13 protein-coding genes and 1 pseudogene are annotated in these 17,910 nt (G+C 41.8%); 9 read left to right on the forward strand and 5 right to left on the reverse strand.

Features of this window, described 5'->3' with window-relative positions; translation table 11 throughout:
* Positions 1-299: pseudogene (locus ACOCD9_RS21010) on the forward strand (flagellar assembly protein H); the annotation flags it as partial.
* A gap of 289 nt (positions 300-588) precedes the next feature.
* Here the strand turns inward: ACOCD9_RS21010 and ACOCD9_RS21015 are convergent.
* The 3 genes from ACOCD9_RS21015 to ACOCD9_RS21025 all read right to left on the reverse strand — a co-directional run bounded on the left by ACOCD9_RS21015 (position 589) and on the right by ACOCD9_RS21025 (position 6,036).
* Positions 589-3,468 carry a UPF0182 family protein gene (locus tag ACOCD9_RS21015; RefSeq protein ID WP_419548347.1) on the reverse strand — a complete coding sequence of 960 codons (2,880 nt, stop codon included), beginning with the start codon at positions 3,466-3,468 and terminating at the stop codon, positions 589-591.
* Positions 3,469-3,603: 135 nt separating this feature from the next.
* On the reverse strand, positions 3,604-4,830 hold the full coding sequence (locus ACOCD9_RS21020) for a glycoside hydrolase family 10 protein (protein WP_419548348.1): 1,227 nt from the start codon (positions 4,828-4,830) through the stop codon (positions 3,604-3,606).
* 78 nt (positions 4,831-4,908) lie between these two features.
* Complete coding sequence (locus ACOCD9_RS21025; RefSeq protein ID WP_419548364.1) at positions 4,909-6,036, reverse strand: ABC transporter permease; 1,128 nt, start codon at positions 6,034-6,036, stop codon at positions 4,909-4,911.
* 84 nt (positions 6,037-6,120) lie between these two features.
* On the opposite strand from ACOCD9_RS21025, the gene ACOCD9_RS21030 reads away from it, so the two are divergent.
* The gene (locus tag ACOCD9_RS21030) at positions 6,121-7,056 is read left to right on the forward strand and encodes a 2OG-Fe(II) oxygenase (RefSeq protein ID WP_419548350.1); all 936 of its coding nucleotides are present in this window, start codon (positions 6,121-6,123) and stop codon (positions 7,054-7,056) included.
* A 66-nt stretch (positions 7,057-7,122) separates the two neighbouring features.
* Here the strand turns inward: ACOCD9_RS21030 and ACOCD9_RS21035 are convergent, their stop codons facing one another.
* Positions 7,123-9,321, reverse strand: coding sequence for a phosphoketolase (locus tag ACOCD9_RS21035; RefSeq protein ID WP_419548351.1), 2,199 nt, complete (start codon positions 9,319-9,321; stop codon positions 7,123-7,125).
* A 130-nt stretch (positions 9,322-9,451) separates the two neighbouring features.
* On the opposite strand from ACOCD9_RS21035, the gene ACOCD9_RS21040 reads away from it, so the two are divergent.
* From ACOCD9_RS21040 to ACOCD9_RS21055, 4 genes are all read left to right on the forward strand, one after another.
* Positions 9,452-10,951 (forward strand): SLBB domain-containing protein, encoded by a 1,500-nt coding sequence (locus ACOCD9_RS21040; RefSeq protein WP_287702248.1) that lies wholly within the window; start codon positions 9,452-9,454, stop codon positions 10,949-10,951.
* A gap of 120 nt (positions 10,952-11,071) precedes the next feature.
* Positions 11,072-11,263: a hypothetical protein gene (locus tag ACOCD9_RS21045; protein ID WP_419548353.1), complete on the forward strand. Its 192-nt coding sequence runs from the start codon at positions 11,072-11,074 to the stop codon at positions 11,261-11,263.
* A 46-nt stretch (positions 11,264-11,309) separates the two neighbouring features.
* A complete protein-coding gene (locus tag ACOCD9_RS21050; protein WP_287702246.1) occupies positions 11,310-12,269 on the forward strand; it encodes an aldo/keto reductase in 960 nt (319 codons plus the stop codon).
* 110 nt (positions 12,270-12,379) lie between these two features.
* Positions 12,380-12,955, forward strand: a complete 576-nt coding sequence (locus ACOCD9_RS21055) for a hypothetical protein (RefSeq protein ID WP_150975942.1) — start codon at positions 12,380-12,382, stop codon at positions 12,953-12,955.
* Here the strand turns inward: ACOCD9_RS21055 and ACOCD9_RS21060 are convergent.
* Positions 12,938-14,581, reverse strand: a complete 1,644-nt coding sequence (locus tag ACOCD9_RS21060; RefSeq protein ID WP_419548355.1) for a CocE/NonD family hydrolase — start codon at positions 14,579-14,581, stop codon at positions 12,938-12,940. The two genes, ACOCD9_RS21055 and ACOCD9_RS21060, sit on opposite strands and share 18 nt — an antisense overlap.
* 135 nt (positions 14,582-14,716) lie before the next feature.
* On the opposite strand from ACOCD9_RS21060, the gene ACOCD9_RS21065 reads away from it, so the two are divergent.
* The 3 genes from ACOCD9_RS21065 to ACOCD9_RS21075 all read left to right on the forward strand — a co-directional run bounded on the left by ACOCD9_RS21065 (position 14,717) and on the right by ACOCD9_RS21075 (position 17,893).
* On the forward strand, positions 14,717-16,411 hold the full coding sequence (locus tag ACOCD9_RS21065; protein WP_419548356.1) for an ABC-F family ATP-binding cassette domain-containing protein: 1,695 nt from the start codon (positions 14,717-14,719) through the stop codon (positions 16,409-16,411).
* A 49-nt stretch (positions 16,412-16,460) separates the two neighbouring features.
* Positions 16,461-16,916 carry a peroxiredoxin gene (locus ACOCD9_RS21070; RefSeq protein WP_287702240.1) on the forward strand — a complete coding sequence of 152 codons (456 nt, stop codon included), beginning with the start codon at positions 16,461-16,463 and terminating at the stop codon, positions 16,914-16,916.
* A gap of 623 nt (positions 16,917-17,539) precedes the next feature.
* On the forward strand, positions 17,540-17,893 hold the full coding sequence (locus ACOCD9_RS21075; protein ID WP_002734736.1) for a phenylpyruvate tautomerase MIF-related protein: 354 nt from the start codon (positions 17,540-17,542) through the stop codon (positions 17,891-17,893).
* Positions 17,894-17,910: the final 17 nt, after the last annotated feature.

Consider the following 17,910-nt stretch of genomic DNA (forward strand, 5'->3'; position numbering starts at 1 on the left):
AGGGTCTTCAACAGGGTCTTCAACAGGGTCTTCAACAGGGTCTTCAACAGGGTCTTCAACAGGGTCTTCAACAGGGTCTTCAACAGGGTCTTCAACAGGGTCTTCAACAGGGTCTTCAACAGGGTCTTCAACAGGGAGAACGTCTGGTGATAGAAAATTTATTGAAAGCTCGTTTTGGTAGTTTAGACCCAGATTTATCCGTAATTATCGATCGCATTTTATTATTACCAGTGGAGGAGTTTACCCCTTTAATAATTAATTCATCTCGCACAGAATTAATTGCCCACTTTTCTAATTAAAAGCATAACTCAATCCTTTGATGATAGTGGATTTTCAAATTGGCTGATTAACCAGAGCAGGCAATTTTCTGGGCGAATTTGGGGATATTGAGGATTGTTCTGGAACCAGCATCAGCTTTCTTGCTAATTGGCCACAAATTAGCGGCAATTTAAGTAGGTAGGCTTTAAAAATTATCAGACACCCCCCTTATCAAGGGTAGGGTTGATTCATGAATCAACCCTACCTTATCAAGGGAGGCAGGGGGGATCGAACCTAAAATCCATTTTTAATTTAATTATAACCAGCTACTTAGCTCTGATCACCTTGAAATAGCTTTTCTAAAGCTTCCTTCAAGGTTGGTTCCATGACAATTTTATTTTGATAAGCAACTGTTACTCTAGCGATTGTCGGGACACTATTTTGGTCTGCCACTAGATACAAAGGTTCTACATAAAGCAGCGATTGTTCAATGGGAATAATTAATAGGTGTCCTTGCAAAACTTTAGAACCGTCTCGATTCCAAAGGGAAATCTGTTGAGAAATATCTGGATCTTGGTTAATTAAAGCCTCAATTTGATTCGGTCCGTACACTAACCTTTGTTTAGGAAATTGATAGAGTAATAACTTACCATACTCTCTATCGTCTGAACGCGCTGCCAACCAAGCGATTAAATTTTGCCGACTAGAGGGAGTATAGGGATGGAGGAGAATAAATTCTTCTTTGTCGGAATCGGGCAGTTTCATGATTAAATAATAGGGTGATACAGCCTGGGGTTCCGTGCCGTAAATTTCTAGGGGAATTTCCCATTGATCCTCCCGATTATAAAATACTTGTGGATCGGTCATGTGATAGGTTAATAATCTTTCCGCTTGGGTACTAAATAAATCTTCGGGGTAACGGATATGACTGCGGAGAGTTTTCGGCATTTCTGCTAAAGATTTAAAGAGATGAGGAAAGATTTTACTCCACGTCTGAATAATTGGATCATTTTGATCGGCAACATAAAAATTCACCGTTCCATGATAGGCATCCACTACCACTTTAACCGAATTGCGAATATAGTTAAATTTATCTTTCCCCGGGTCGGAATAGGGATAACGATCGCTAATAGTATAAGCATCAATAATCCAATGTAATTTACTACTACTATCGCCCACATCTGCCGCTACTAAATAGGGGTTGCGATCATAACTTAAAAAAGGGGCGATAGTTTGCACACGATTTTGGATATCACGACGCATTAACAGGCGAGTTTCGGGAGTAAAATCTTGGCTAAATAACATTTGCCAATCCCGCAGATAAAGGGCAAATAGCCAACGTCTCCAACCGGTCCCAACTAGGATTCCTCCCTTACCATCGTAGGTATTATAGACATTTCCATCCCCGCTGGGAAAATCCAATTCTTCTGCGGTGGTGGGAGTCATCACATAATTATTAGTTAATTCCCCGTAGTAAATGCGGGGTTTACCAATGGGAATACTATAATCAATTAATTCGCTAGAGGTTTGTAGGGCCCCTTCGTCTTTATTTGTGCCGATATCTTTGACAAAATAGTAGGGTAAACCCCCGGCAGCCACTAAATTAACCGGGGAAAGAGTGAACCCATAACCGTGGGTATAAACGAGATGTTTATTCACCCAAGTATTAGCAGAAGTGGGAACCGCACTATAATCTAATTCCCTAGCGGCAATAATGGTCTGTTGTTTTTCAGATATTTGACGTTCCTCGATTTTTTCAGGCACTCCCACTCGCACCCGATAGCGATCGATATCAGCATCGGGGAATTTATAATATAAGCGAATTTGCTGTAATTGTCGGTTAGTTTCTAGCAGTGGTTTGGTGTCCCAAAGACGAATATTATCGATAGTTAGATGATTTCTCTCTAAAACTTCGGCATTTAATTCGGCCTGTGGATCGAAAACTTGGGCATCAATTCTATCTAAGGAAAAAGCCGCTCTTGTGGATTGAATACTTCTTTCGATATAGGGTCTTTCTCTCACTAATTCATTCGGTTGTACGATTATTCTTTGTAATCCTCCACTAATAATTGTGCCACTTATCCAAACAATTAAATAGAGAAATACAGGAACTAAGTAGGGGAAAAATACCAACTTTTTCTTGGCGGTTTTGTGTAATTTGCGACGGTATTTTTTACCAAATAATGCTTTTTCTCCTAACCATATACAGGTTATTCCTGCAATAATTCCCAGAATAATTTCAATAAATTGACCAACATGAGCATCGATATAACCCGCACCATAAACTACTCCTTCGGGAGAGTAAAGTAGCAGGTAACGCTGAATAATATGGTGTAATACTAGCAGCCCCATTAACCCACTCCACAGGGCGTATAAATGACGCAGTTGCGGACGAGAAAACCCCGGAAATTTTCCCAGAGAAAGACTATCACCCGAAAAAAGATAGGTTAAACTAACAGCAAAAAGAGTATATATTCCCACACCACTGAGCCATAATTCTAGTAACTGCCACAGGGGTAATTGAAAGATATAAAAACCTAAATCATTCCCGTATTGAGGATCGTTAATATTGAAAGGAACACCATAAAAATATTTTAAAAAATTCGCCCACTGCCCAGCAATAATAAAAGATAGCATTACAGTGAATACTATAGATATTATCCGCAAAAAATACTCGGTTTTAATTAATAATCCCAGGACTAAAAGAGCGATGATTACCCCTTGCCAAAGATTACTGGAAATATCGGTTAATACTTGCCTAATCCAGACTATTTGCAGAGGAGAATTGAGGGAAGAACTGAGGTTAGGGAGATTAAAATCTGGTGTCCAGAGACTGAGGGCTAGTTTACTGTAATACAATAACATTGACCCGATCCAAGCTCCAATTCCCGTTGCAATAATCAGAAGGCCGAATAAATTAATACTAGGAGATTGAGGACTAAGAGGATAACTATCTTCTTTAGGTTTTTGCCAACGAAAACGCTGGGCTAAACGTAAATTAGTAAAAATAAAAAGTAGAGAAAGAATCGCACTTCCCCAACCTAATCCTAGTTGCCAAGATAATTGTTTCAAGAAAGTGTTTAAATAACCCATCTCGGTAAACCAGAGGCTATTGGCTACCACTAACACCCCTAACTGCCCGATCACAAGGCAGCCGAGAAAAAGTAAAACAGGTTTAGCGATCGAGCTTCGGTTATGTCTGATCAGCATGAATAAAGTGATAAGGGAGAGTCTTCTTTTATTCTAGCGATTCTAGTTTCTCCCTGCTGCTTTTTATTAATTTAAAGATAAACTTAAGAAACTATAGCCAGGTTAGGGCAATAATTTCGCTTAAAGTCAGCAATTTTAGCGAGGATTAGCAGACTGGAGTATTTCCCGAAAAATCCTGCGTCGATAGGAAGGAGATTCATTGCTGATATTCCATAAAGTTTCGTAGAAAAAGAAAGAAACACCAAAATTTTGTTGTCTCGATTTTTCCACTTGTTGAGTAATATTAACCATCGGAATCGGGCGACCTTTTAAACCAGATAAAATCCCAATAGCTACGGGGATAGATTGCCTAGCTTGCTGTAATTCTGGTTGGGATAATTCCCAGTCAAAGGCGTTCATATCAGTTCGATACACTTGCACTACTAACTCATCAATCAAGTTTTTTTCTTGCCATTTTTGCCAATCTAAAAGATAGGATTCTAGGGAGAAAGTGTAGGGATTAGGAGATAGGGAAATAATCGCTCTAGGTTGCTGCTTTTTAATCGTCTGGGCTAAACTATTCATATAGTCAGTAATTTTATCGGCCCGCCATTGAATCCATGCTTTATCTTGGTAATCTTGCGGGGGTAATTGTCCCGAATGTTCCCTTTGATAGAGTTTAATCGTGGTTTCATCATAGCCAAAATCGGCGGGATAACCAAAATGGTCATCAAACTGAATTCCTTCTATATCGTAGTTAGTAATAATCTCGCTGACTAAATCGGTAATAAAGTTTTGTACTTGCGGATTTAAGGGATTTAACCACACCCGTTGATGCACTTTTCCTTCCCACCAAATCACACTTTTATCCTGTCTTTGGGTTAACCAATCGGGATGTCGTTTGGCTAATTCTGAATCCGCAGGAGCCATAAAACCAAATTCAAACCAGGGAATAATTCTTAATTTTTTCCGATGACCTTGGCTAATTATTTCCTCTAAAAAGTCGCGATTTTTTAAAGATTCATGGGGATCTATCGCTCGTCCTGTGACTTTTTCTGCTACCCTAGAAGGATAGAGTGTATAACCCCAATTCCAGACCGTGGGATAAATGGTGTTAAAGTTTAAATCGGCCAACCTATCAAGGGCATCTTTTAGGATTTCCGGTTTAAATAATACCTCACTATCGATATTAGTTAACCAAACTCCGCGAATTTCAGTTTTTTCTTGGGTTTGATTGCTGGATTGTGCGGGAAAATTAAAGGTTATCGTCATGATACAAGCAAAGATAATTAAAAATATTAACCAGCTTATTTTCCCGTATCTTTGACTATAAATCACCAAACTATCGGCTAAATTATTAAAGGTTTTACTGATTTTATTCATAATGGGAAGTGGGAAAGTGGGGATAATAAATAAAAGCTGCCTCCTGACGACCGCCTCCTGACTGTTAAAATAACTAAATTATCTCTCTAAATTGCGAGGATCTAGAGAATCGCGTAAACCATCACCGAGTAAATTAAAAGCTAAAACGGTGAGAATAATTAACAAAGCAGGTGGCCAAATTAACCAGGGTTGTAGAACAATAATTGAGGCATTTGTAGCCAAAGAAAGCATATTTCCCCAACTAGGATCCGGTTGTTGAATTCCCAAACCAATTAAACTTAAAACCGATTCGGCGACGATAAACCCCGGCACGGCTAACGTAGCAGAAATAATGATATAACTGGCAGTTTGGGGCAGCACATGACGCAGAATAATATAAAGAGGTTTTGCTCCCATAGCTTTAGCGGCCTGAATAAATTCCTGTTCTTTCAGGGATAAAACTTGACCGCGAATTACCCGCGCTAATCCCGACCAACTGATAAAAGAAGTAATCAGGACGATTAATAAAAAGCGCTGGGTACTGGTTAATCCTGCGGGTAAAACGGCCGCTAGGGCCACGAGTAAATATATGCCGGGGATAGTCATTAAAACTTCCACAAAACGCATTAAAATCGCATCTAACCAACCGCCAAAATAGCCAGAAACGCCACCGACAAATAAACCGATAGGGAAAGAAATTAAAATCCCCACCAAACCGATAAATAAACTAATTCTGCCTCCGAAAATCAAGCGACTAAAACTATCGCGTCCCGATTCGTCAGTTCCCAATATATTGATTCTACCATCGCCGATCACCCCGAACAGATGGAGATCAAAAGGGATACCGGGGAATAAAGTTACTTCCTCCCATTTTGGCGGCAAAGGTAGGCGAATTTGACCAAAATTATAGGTTTCACCCTGAACAAAGAGACGCAGCGGCAAGGGTTTGTTAAAATCTCTCATTAGCTTCCGCTCACCAGTTTCTATATTAATAGCACTTTGAGTGGTGGGATAGACGTGGGGGCCAATCCACTCACCCTTGTTACTTCCCGACTGCGAGCGCCAAAAGATTTGGGTGGGGGGTAGAAGAGACTGACCGGGTTGAGAGGAATAGGGAGAGTAGGGAGCGACAAAATCCGCCGCCATTACGCTTAAATAGAAGATTAACAGTAAAACTGCTCCCCAACGAGCGAGAGGATTATCTTTGAGTTTGTGCCACCAGTCCATAGGCGATGAGGTCAATAGGAGAGTTAATCTTTATTTTGCCAGTTTGATTGCTACAATTTATCATACCAACAAAAAAGCTGTCTAATGTTTATCAACCCCCTTGTTTATGAGAAATCCTCTGTCTATCGTCAAGATTTTGAGACAGCGCAACCGTTTAAGCATTTGGTCATCGATAATTTTTTAGTGAGGGAGCAAGCGCAAATTTTGCTGGAAAATTTTCCCAGTTTTAATCCGCAAAAAGCCATTAGTGAGTTAGGAAAAGTTGGCGGCAAGGCGGTTAATGAGGATTTAATCGGTTTGGGGGGTGTGTATCAACAGTTTGGCCGCTACATTCAAGCTCAAGAGTTTTTAGAGTTAATTTCCCAATTAACTGGTATTGATAATTTAATTCCAGACCCTAGTTTTTATGGGGGTGGAACCCACGAAAATTTACACGGTCAAGAATTAGACCCTCACATTGATTTTAACCTCGATGAGCGTCATTGGTATCATCGCCGCTTGAATTTATTAATCTATTTAAATCCCCAATGGCAAGCAGATTGGGGAGGTAATCTAGAGTTACATTCCAATCCACGTCAACCAGAAGAAAATAAGATTAAATCTTTTGTCCCTATCTTTAATCGTTGTCTTATTTTTGAAACCAATGAACATTCATGGCATGGATTTTCTCAGATTAACTTACCAGAAAATCAACGGCATTTATCGCGTAAATCTCTTTCTATCTATCTCTATACTAAAGAACGTCCAGCCGAGGAATTATCACCATCTCATACAACTTTTTACATCCCGCGCCCGCTGCCAGAAAATATTCAACCCCATCAAGTTTTAAGCTCGGAAGATTACCAACAAATTAAAATTTTACTGAAAAGACGGGATGATTTAATTCGTTTTTATCAAGATAGAGAACTGAAAGAATCTCAGGATTTAGTTAGTTTAAAATCCCATATTAAGCGCTATCTATCCCTCCAATATCCTCGCCTATGGAAAATTATTAAAAGTTTAACCCGTTGGCAAAAGTGACCAGAAAAAAATCCCTACTTTCCAATCAAAGAAAGTAGGGAATAATCAAAAAAACTAACTGGGAACTTAGCCTAATAACTGGGTAGCACGCGCAGTTAAAGCATTGGCAGTTAAGCCATTATAGGCCATAATTTCCCCGGCACTGGCGGTGGTTTCTCCCCGTTTCCAAGCGAAGACATCCCGACGGGTATTACTGCGTAACATAATCGGTTCTAACATGGCGCTTGTACCACCGGTTACTCCGATTAAAGCATCACCAGCAAAGAGACTGTCAAAACCAGCATCATCAAGGAAATTATTATCAGCTGCCGAGCTAGTTTCACTCATCACATCGCTAGGACGGTAGAGACGACGGGGATTAATTACCGAGACGATTTTTACACCGATTCCCGCTGCTTCTAACTGTTGTGCAGACTCAAAGACGGGTAATAAAGTCATATCACCAATGACGGCAAAAACGACTTTTTTACTGCCTTCCGATTCCTGGAGAATTACGCCGCCTTTTTCCAAAGCTTGACGAGTTTGCTCAAAGGTGGTTCGCACCGGTAAAGGCGATTTACTAGCGGTGATTGTAATGCCTTTATTGCTGGTTCCTAACGCCCATTGATAACAGACTTGAATACTGTTAGCATCGCAGGGAAAGAGAGGGAAAATATTACCATTTCGCATCATAGCGGCGAAATAATTTTCAATCTCTGGGCGTTGGTGTGTCCAACCATTACGCCCTTGCTCCAAGGCTCCGGCGGTGAATAAAGTAATAGTAGAAGGGGTGGGACGACGTAACTCGGCCATCGCTTGGGTTACAGTCTGCCAAATCGGTAAACCATTGATAGCAAAAGACTCGTAGGAACACCATAAAGTTCGCGCTCCCAAGAGAGATAAACCGACGGCTAACCCGGCACAGGCATCCTCGCTTAAAGGCTCATAAACTTGACCGTTAGGTGCTTGGAAATAGGCATCATCGGTGGTGGGGTGAATAATCTTTAAACCGACGTTAATATTATTAATTCCCGAAGCGGCATTACCATCAGCATTAGTGACGACAAAATTGGGGTCAGCTTTACCCACAGCTACCACTAATTCCCCCATAGCAGTGGTGGCCACTTTTTTATCGCCACCCACAGTATATTCCGTCATCGGTAAGGTTCCTAAATCCGGCAGCGGGAAGACTTTTTCCGTCACCACTGTTTCTGCTGCCGGACCGCCTCCAGAGCGCTCGAAATTAGTACGAACAATTGACCAAGCTTCAGGGGGTAAAGCGCGTTCTTGTAAGGCAGTAACGATATAATCTTTTTCTAAAGAATCGCCTGGATAAAGATTATGAGAAGCTGCTCCCCGTTTGTGAACTCCCGCCCCTTTAAGTTGTTTAATAATGATCACCGTTAGTTTACCACCCAGGGCTAATTGGGCGGCTTTATCCGTGGCCATTAACACCGCTTTCATGAACTCCAGACGCTGGTTAAAAGAGAATTTGGTGCTATCTACATATTCCCCTTTTTGATTAGCATCATCGAAGTCTTTGGCATTAATGAGAATCACTTCCTCGAAACCATTACCGCGCCAATAGGCTTCCATTTCGGCGTTAGTTTTCAGGGACACCATGCTATGGTGTTCTTGGGAATAGCCATTCCAAACTAAAATTGGCAGAAAATTGGTAATTTCTGGATAAGCAGTGTGAAAATGACCAAAACTACTCATAATGTAGGGTTCTCCTAAACCACCATCCCCGATAGTCACAGGGAAAAGGGTATTAGGGTGTAATTTGGCCGCCGCCATGGCGAAATGTTGGCCTTGGCCCAAAGGACCGGCCGGCCCAAGAAGTCCGGGGATTTGTCCAGAAAGATGCCCTAAAAGTCCGTGTTTTTCCCGAAAACGTTCTCCCAATTGGGTGACGTTGCTGATGCCCATGGCTTCGAGAGAGCGATCAAGAAAGACGTTACTATAAAAACCGGGGGCATGATGGCCCACTTCAGTGAAAATATTTTTCTGGCCTAACATCATCAAAGAGGCAATCACGTCGGCAGCGCTGGCAAAACCGCCGGGGTGTCCCGATTCTTTGGTAGCGGTGATTTGTAGGGTGAGGTAACGCAAAGCATCGGCGGCTAGGAGGGTTTGATAGATAGCATTCGGGTCATTAGCGGCACTAATAGCGGTTTTTCCCTCAGCAATAGCGGCTTTTCCTGCATATTTATCAAATTCGGGTAAGGAACCCCCAAAATATTTTATCCCTTGACAAAAATCGGGAATTGTGCTAGTAGCTGTCATAAAATTAATATACCCCTTTACATACAGGCAATCATTAAAACTATCTTACAGTTAGCGGTAACTCTCGATAGATGCGATATTACAGGGGTTTTCCATAGGCGATCGACTATTTGTGCTACACTGATCGCCAATGTCAACGATAAAATTAATCCTATTGATCATGTTAAATAGCAGCCAATTACAGCATTTAATCAGTAAATCCCTACGTTATCTATTAATTATCGGCACTATTGCCCCCCTAACTTCCTTAGAGGCTCGCCCAGTCCAAGCCACGCCCTCTAGTAGCACTGCACCCCCTAAAGAAGCGATTGCCCCTATCCCCGCAGAAAGCAAAGATTACACCCTAGGAGAAGGGGATAAAGTGCGCGTCACCATCTACCAAGTGGCGGATTTAAGCGGCGATTTCCTCGTTTTAGCCGATGGAACCCTAACTTTACCTCTCATTGGTAGCGTCAAAGTGGAAGGAATGACCGTCACTGAAGCCGGCCAAACCCTGGCTAAACGTTACACCACCTATCTCAAACGTCCCGTGGTTACTGTTAGCGTTCTCACTCCCCGGCCCCTGCAAATCGCCATCGCGGGGGAAGTCAATCGTCCGGGTACTTATACAATTAACCCCGAACAAAGCCAAAAAACGCCCCTATTGACCGAAATAATCCGGCAAGCAGGGGGAGTGACTACGGTGGCCGATATTGGTCAAGTTCAAATCCGACGCAACCTCAAGGGACAAGAACAGCTAATTCAAGCGAATCTCTGGCAATTAATCCAAAAAGGCGATACAACCCAAGATATTAGCCTTAGAGATGGCGATAGCATTGTTATTCCCACCAAAACGACCCTTAGCGTCGGGGAAGTCAATCAATTAGCCGATGCCAATTTTGGACTAGATAGCGATCGAGAAATTAATGTTACTGTGGTGGGAGAAGTTTATCGTCCGGGGTCCCATCGTATTGTCCCCAGTCCCAATAATAACAATAACAATAATAATGACCAAGATCGCGGCGGCACCAGGAAACCGGCCCGACTAACCCAAGCTATCCAACAAGCGGGAGGCATCAAACCTCTCGCCGATATCCGACAGGTGCAAGTGCTGCGTTATACTCGTGACGGTTCCCAGCAGAAAATCCCCGTAGATCTCTGGAGTTTGCTCGAAAAAGGTGATATGACCGGCGATATCTTTCTTCAAGAAGGAGATACGGTGATTATCCCCACCGCAACTGAAATCTCGGCCAAGGAATCGGAAACCCTAGCATCGGCTAGTTTTGCCCCTAAAACCATTAACGTGAAAGTGGTCGGGGAGGTGAAAAAACCGGGGACAATTGAAGTTCCTCCCAATACCCCCCTCAATCAGGCAATTTTAACCGCAGGAGACTTTGATAAGCGTCGGGCCAATCAGTCCACAGTGGATTTAATTCGTCTCAATCCTAACGGGACCGTCACCAAAACCTCAATTAACATCGATTTTTCCCAGGGTATCAACGAGAAAACTAACCCGATTCTCCGCAATAATGATGTGGTTGTGGTTCATCGTAGCAATCTGGCCTCTGCCACCGACACCCTCGGCACGGTTTTAAGTCCCTTTACTGGTCTGACAGGACTCTTCAACGGATTTTTAAATCTTTTCCGTTAAAAAAGTTTACTTTACCCGGATGTCATTAGCTAAGTAATCGAGCTAATAATAGATATAGAAACGGCGAAAAGTCGTGAGCAGTCACGGCTTTTCTGCTCAAGAGACTCAGGAAAGAAAACTATGATTTTTCTCCTTACTCTAGCCCTAATCTCCCTGTCGATTAGCTACAATGTTCACGGCGAAATAATTAGCCTCAGTACCTGCTTATTAGGTCTTTTTTGTGGCTTATTAAGTTTGTTCTTTACACCCCTACTGGTAAAAGTTTTTATCCTTGTCACCTTAGTCCTCTTCCACTGGGATTTTCAGCCCTAAACCCGACTAAAACCCTAAGCAGACTTAACCCATCAAAAAAACTGTTATGCAAAAACGCTATCTCGGTCAGACTAATATAGAAATTACTCCCCTTCTCGTGGGTACTTGGCAAGCAGGAAAAAAGATGTGGGCAGGTATTGAAGATGAGGAAAGTATTAAAGCCATTCGTGCCGCTTTTGAGGCAGGAATTACCACTGTAGATACAGCCGAAATCTACGGGGAAGGTCACTCAGAATTGATTGTCGCTCAAGCTTTAGCCGATGTGCGAGAACAGGTAATTTATGCCACCAAAGTTTTTGCTAATCACCTTAAATATGAGGAAGTTATCGCAGCTTGTGATCGCTCTTTAAAAAACCTCCAAACTGATTATATAGATATTTACCAAATTCATTGGCCTAGTGGCTCATGGAACACGGAAATAGTGCCTATTTCTGAAACTATGGCCGCTCTTAATTATCTGAAAGCACAGGGAAAAATTCGCGCTATAGGGGTTTCCAATTTCTCCCGCTCTCAACTGGAAGAAGCCAGTCAATACGGCAGAATTGAGAGTATTCAACCTCCCTATTCTCTCTTTTGGCGCTCGGTAGAAAAGGAAATTATGCCCTATTGTATAGAAAATAATATTTCTATTCTGGCCTATTCTCCCCTTGCCCAAGGTTTATTAACAGGAAAATTTAGAAACGGTTATCAGTTGGCATCCGAGGATCATAGAATTAAAAATAAACTCTTTCATGGCGAAAACTTTCAGAGGGTACAAGCGGCTTTAAATCAATTAGAACCGATTGCTAACCGCTATAATTGTTCCCTAGCTCAATTATCTCTTGCTTGGTTAATCAAGCAACCTCAAACTAATGCAATTGCTGGGGTAAGAAATGCCGCTCAAGCAGTTAATAACGCTCAAGCAATGACAATTAATTTAACCCCAGAAGACCTAAAATTAATTGATAATATTGGTAAACAGGTAACTGATTTCCTGGATGATAATCCTGTGCTGTGGAATTTCTAAAAGTTATACAGCAGTTATCCTAATGGTGAAGACAGAAGCTTTGGTTAATTCTCAGGAAAAAGCCTGTATAATGATAGCTATAGTCCGATTCTTACCGCAGGATTATCCCTATGGCTAAATCGAAAAAACACAATCTGCAATGGATTAAAGAAACCCTTGACTTAAATCCAGATCATAACTGGAAATCTAGTCCGGGTAACAGTATTTTTGTAGCTGGTCGCGGTGCAGTGCGCTTTGAAGTTCCTCAAGATTGGCATTTTGAACCCGATGATAATTCCTTTCGTTTTTTGGATAGAAAACCCCCCGATGATGATTGTCGTTTAGAGGTTTCCTATAATTTACTTCCCCCCGGAGATTGGAAAGAATTACCCCTAAAAGGAATGGTCAAAAAATTAGCTCGTGAAGATGGCCGCAATCCTCATGAAATCGGCGAAGTTATCCAAGAAAAACGCCAAACTGTCCGCATTGTTTGGGTGCAAATTCAATTTATCGACCCCCAAGAAAATCGACCCGCTTATTCGCGCATTGCCGTGGGTATTGGTTCCGGAGTTCAATGTTTAATTACTATGGATTATTGGGTCGATGATGCGGACAAATTCACTCCCGTCTGGGATACGGTTATCTCCTCCTTGGTGTTAGGTTTATACATTCGTGATCCCCGCAGCGGTTTAGCTTTCCCCGACTAAAGGTAATAGCAATTTTGCAGGAAAATTTCCTTGACAAAAAACCTTAATTGTGATAACAGAAAAATCGATCGCTCGACTTGCGTGGGGATAGCTGCCGGTTCCCGCGTTGACGGGATGTGCGGGAAAGCAAGAGGCACTCAGACTTAAACGCAAGCTATGACCTTGAGGAATAGTGATAAAAGTGGCCTGTAGGGCAATATTTAGGGGCGATTCGGGATTATTTACCCGTTTATAACCCTGAGTGATATTAAAAACTCGACCATCGGGGGTAACTTGAGAAACCACCGCGCAGATATCGAAACTAACCGCATCTGCTTGACAATAACAATCCAGACGGGGACTACCCAAAATCGTTAAATCCTTCTCTAGGGGGAGAGAAGTGTAGGTAATCACATCACTGCGACAGTCTAGCATGGTGCGGTCGAATATTCCCCCCGGTAGGGCGCTATGACCTCCTAAAGATGGGACCGGTCGCCAAGGATCGTGAACGATGGTATCCTCGATCGCAGGTTCTAACAAAATCGCGCTTAATTTCCCCTCATCCTCGCGCAGATTGGCTAAACCTTGACTAGCAAGATAATAAATTTGCTGATTTTCTCTGGGAAACTTTTCCAGATATTGCCATTGATTAGACCCCATTTGAAATAGATACAGGGGAGGATTTTCAAATAACTCCGTTTCCTGACCTTTTAAGAAATAATCAAACCATTGCAGCTGCATTTTATCCACAGGACTAATTGCCTGTTGACCATAATCTATCTCTCCTACTTTTCTCCCCCAGGGTAGATGAGTCCAAGGACCAATAATTAGCCGTTGGGGATAAATAGAACGACTTTGCATTTCTTGGTATAAACTCAAAGTTCCCCGGAGATGAGGATCGAACCAACCCCCGATATGTAACATCGGTAAATCGATATTTTTTAACAGGTTTTGCGGTGATAAATTTTGCCAATAGTCATCGGGAAGATAACGAGTAATCCAATCGTGATAAAAAGAATCGGCGGCCAAATCTTGTAAAATTTGGGGAGAGACCGCAATAGGATCAAAAAGAGGTAAATTTCGGGAAGCTGCCCAGAGTTTTTGATAGGCAGTTTCTTCCCCTTTTAATCTAGCTGTTTCCGCAGCTAATTGTATTGCCCAAGCGAGATTATATTGTAAATTAAATGCTTCATTTTCATAGGCCCAATCTCGATATAAATCATGAGCAATCATCGCCGGACAAATAGTTTTTAAAGCGCTATGACCATTAGCAGCCGCATATAATTGGGTCATTCCCTGATAGGAAAAACCATACATTCCCACCACACCCGTATTATTAGGAATAGTTAAAACCCATTCAATAGTTTCTAATCCGTCGCTAATTTCATGGGCAAATAAATTAAAATTTCCCGTCGAGTTTCCCCGTCCGCGGACATCCTGAATTACTACAATATAACCCTGACGTGCATACCAGCTAGGATGGGCATAAACCACCGTAGAAGCGATCGCTTTTCCGTAGGGTTGTCGCATTAGTAAAATGGGCAAAGATTCCCTACTATCGGGACGATAAATATCGGCAGCTAAACTAATTCCATCTTTGGTGATGAAACTAGCTGTTTCTTTTTTTATGGGGTAGGGATTAAACATTATTATCTCTTTCAGATCAAAAATACTGTCAGGTGGCTCAATCGAGAAAACTTGACCAAGACTAGATAAAGCTTAACTAAATGTTACAATAAAGGCGGACTGCCTCAATTGCCTAGGACTGGAGAAAAATCAGCGATGCTACGACTAGAGAGAATTAGTAAGATTTACCCGACGGGAGAAGTGTTAAAAGATGTCACTTGGGAAGTAAAAACTGGCGATCGCATCGGGTTGGTGGGAGTCAATGGGGCCGGAAAATCCACCCAACTGAAGATTATTATGGGGGAAGTGGAACCCACCGCCGGGGAGATCATCCGTCCTACCAGTCTCCATATCGGCTATCTTACCCAAGAATTTGAAGTGGATCCCCGTCGGACGGTACGCGAGGAATTTTGGACGGTGTTTCAAGAAGCGAATCAAGTCCACCATCAACTAATAGAAATTCCCCAACACATGGAAAAAGCTGATCCTGAAGAATTAGATCGCTTAATTCATCAATTGGATCGCCTACAAAGACAATTTGAAGGGTTAGATGGTTACGGATTAGAAGCACGCATCGAGAAAATTTTACCAGAAATGGGCTTCACTGTTGATGACGGCGATCGCTTGGTAAGTTCTTTTAGTGGTGGTTGGCAAATGCGGATGAGTTTAGGCAAAATTCTCCTGCAAACTCCCGACATTTTACTCCTCGATGAACCCACTAACCATTTAGACTTAGAAACCATTGAATGGTTAGAAAAATTCCTCAAGGACTTAACAACTCCCATGGTCATAGTGTCCCACGACCGGGAATTTCTTGATCGCCTCTGTACCAAAATTGTCGAAACTGAAAGGGGAGTTTCTACCACTTATTTAGGTAATTATTCTGCCTACCTACAGCAAAAATACGAACAACAATCCGCTCAGTTAAGTGCCTACGAACGTCAACAAAAAGAACTGGAAAAACAGCAAGCTTTCGTGGATCGGTTCCGGGCCAGTGCCACCCGCAGTACCCAAGCAAAAAGCCGGGAAAAACAATTAGAAAAGGTGGAAAAAATTGAAGCGCCAATCGCCGATGTGCGTACCTTAAAATTCCAGTTTCCTCCAGCAGTGCGTAGTGGACGAGAAGTGGTAACGATTAAAAATCTTGTTCACATTTACGATGATAAAATTCTCTTTTTGGGAGCAAATCTGGAAATAGAAAGAGGCGATCGAGTGGCGTTTTTAGGCCCCAATGGTGCGGGAAAATCGACGCTTTTACGCTTAATTGTTGGGTTGGAAACCCCCACAGAAGGCTCGATTGAAATCGGTAAACATAACGTTATTCCTAGTTATTTTGAGCAGAACCAAGCGGAAGCTTTAGACCTAACTAAAACTGTTTTAAATACCATTCATGATGAAGTTCCCGATTGGAAAGATGTAGAAGTTCGCAGTCTTTTAGGGCGATTTTTATTCAGTGGGGAAACGGTATTAAAAAAAGTAGAATCTTTGAGTGGTGGCGAAAAAGCGCGTCTTGCTTTGGCCAAAATGTTACTTGCTCCCGCTAACTTATTAATTCTCGATGAACCCACTAATCACCTCGATATTCCCGCTAAGGAAATGTTAGAATCGGCTTTAAAAGTTTATGAAGGCACGGTTTTAATTGTTTCCCATGATCGTTATTTTATCTCCCAGGTAGCTAACAAAATTGTCGAGATTCGGGATGGCGAATTAATTGTCTATGCGGGAGATTATCACTATTATCTAGAAAAACTAGACGAAGAAAAACAAAAAGCCGAACAAAAACGCATTGAAGCCGAAAAAGCGGCCAAAGCTGCCGCTAAACGGGCTAAACAAAAGGCCAAAAAAGGTTAGAATGTAAAGTATTACCCTATCCACGATTATCTATCAATTAATTAATCTTATGGCAGCTATAAAAGTAGGCGATCGAGTTCCTGATTTTTCTCTCCCCTCCCAAACAGGGACAACGTTTAATATCGGCGATTTAATCGGTAAAAAATCCCTGGTCATTTATTTCTATCCCAAAGATGACACCCCGGGTTGTACCGCAGAATCCTGCGCTTTCCGCGATAGTTACGAAGTGTTTACCGATGCGGGTGCGGAAGTTATTGGGATTAGTGCCGATAGTCCCCAATCCCATCAACAATTTGCCCAAAAATATAATCTTCCCTTCACCCTTTTAAGTGATAGCGATAACCGAGTGCGGAAATTATTCGGTGTTCCCTCTACCTTATTTGTCCTCCCCGGACGAGTTACCTATATCATTGATAAAGAGGGAATCGTCAGACATATTTTTGATTCTATGTTAGATTTTAAAGCTCACGTTACCGAATCTTTAAACACGATTAAATCTTTTTAGGTTGATGATCACGAAAGAAATCCTGATCGGATAATTACTTGGAAAGAAATTAAAACATCTATCGGATAATTGTGCTGGTTCTGACTTAAAAACACGCCAATTCAAGTCTGAATTGGTGCTTTTCATCTGGTTTCGGCTGAGCGCTTATGGGTCAAAACTCATCTTAAAACAGAGGAGGAAAAACCACGGTTCTCAACTTAGTTGGGGTTTAACTAGGAGGATTTTTATGCCAAGTAAAATAAAAAGTTGCTCCTTCACCTGCTTGAGATTCTATCCAAATTGTACCTCCTTAACTGTCTTTAGAGACTAGATAGTGATCGGTTGTTCTCCTCGGTTTTAGCCAGCGTCAACCATCACCAACGTTGATATGTTCTGCTTGTGGAAAAGCTTGCTCAGAAGTGGCAACCCTTTCTAAAAAACAGAAGGGATCACAGTCATCTAATTGAGATAAATTATCAAAACAATCATCGATCGCTTTTCTGGATAAAAAAGGTACTTATAGCGGTTCTCACACCTGTCTGGCAAACTTAAACCTTTGCTGATTAAGCTTTTTAACATCGATAATGTACCTCTTGCGAACAGGAAACGCTATATTATAGAAAAATATTGCTGAGATTTTTCCTATGCCTCTAATTAAAATTCAAACTTCTGTCACCTCCCTCGATGATGAGACAGTTAATCAACTTTTGCAGAGTCTTTCGGCTAAATTAGCTAAACATCTGGGAAAACCCGAATCCTATGTGATGACAGCTTTAGAATCGGGGATAAAAATGACTTTTGCTGGCACTTTTGAGCCAGTGTGTTATGTGGAGATTAAAAGTGTTGGTTCTATTTCCGCCGCTCAAACTAAAAGCATGAGTAGTGATTTTTGTCAAGAAATTGAGGCTTATTTAGGAATACCGAAAAATCGCATTTATCTAGAATTTGCCGAGGCGAAAGGTGATCTTTGGGGATGGAATGGCACTACTTTTGGTTAATTTATGCCAAAATTTTG

The sequence above is a fragment of the Microcystis sp. genome, from assembly GCF_048564745.1.
Lineage (GTDB): Bacteria > Cyanobacteriota > Cyanobacteriia > Cyanobacteriales > Microcystaceae > Microcystis > Microcystis ichthyoblabe_A.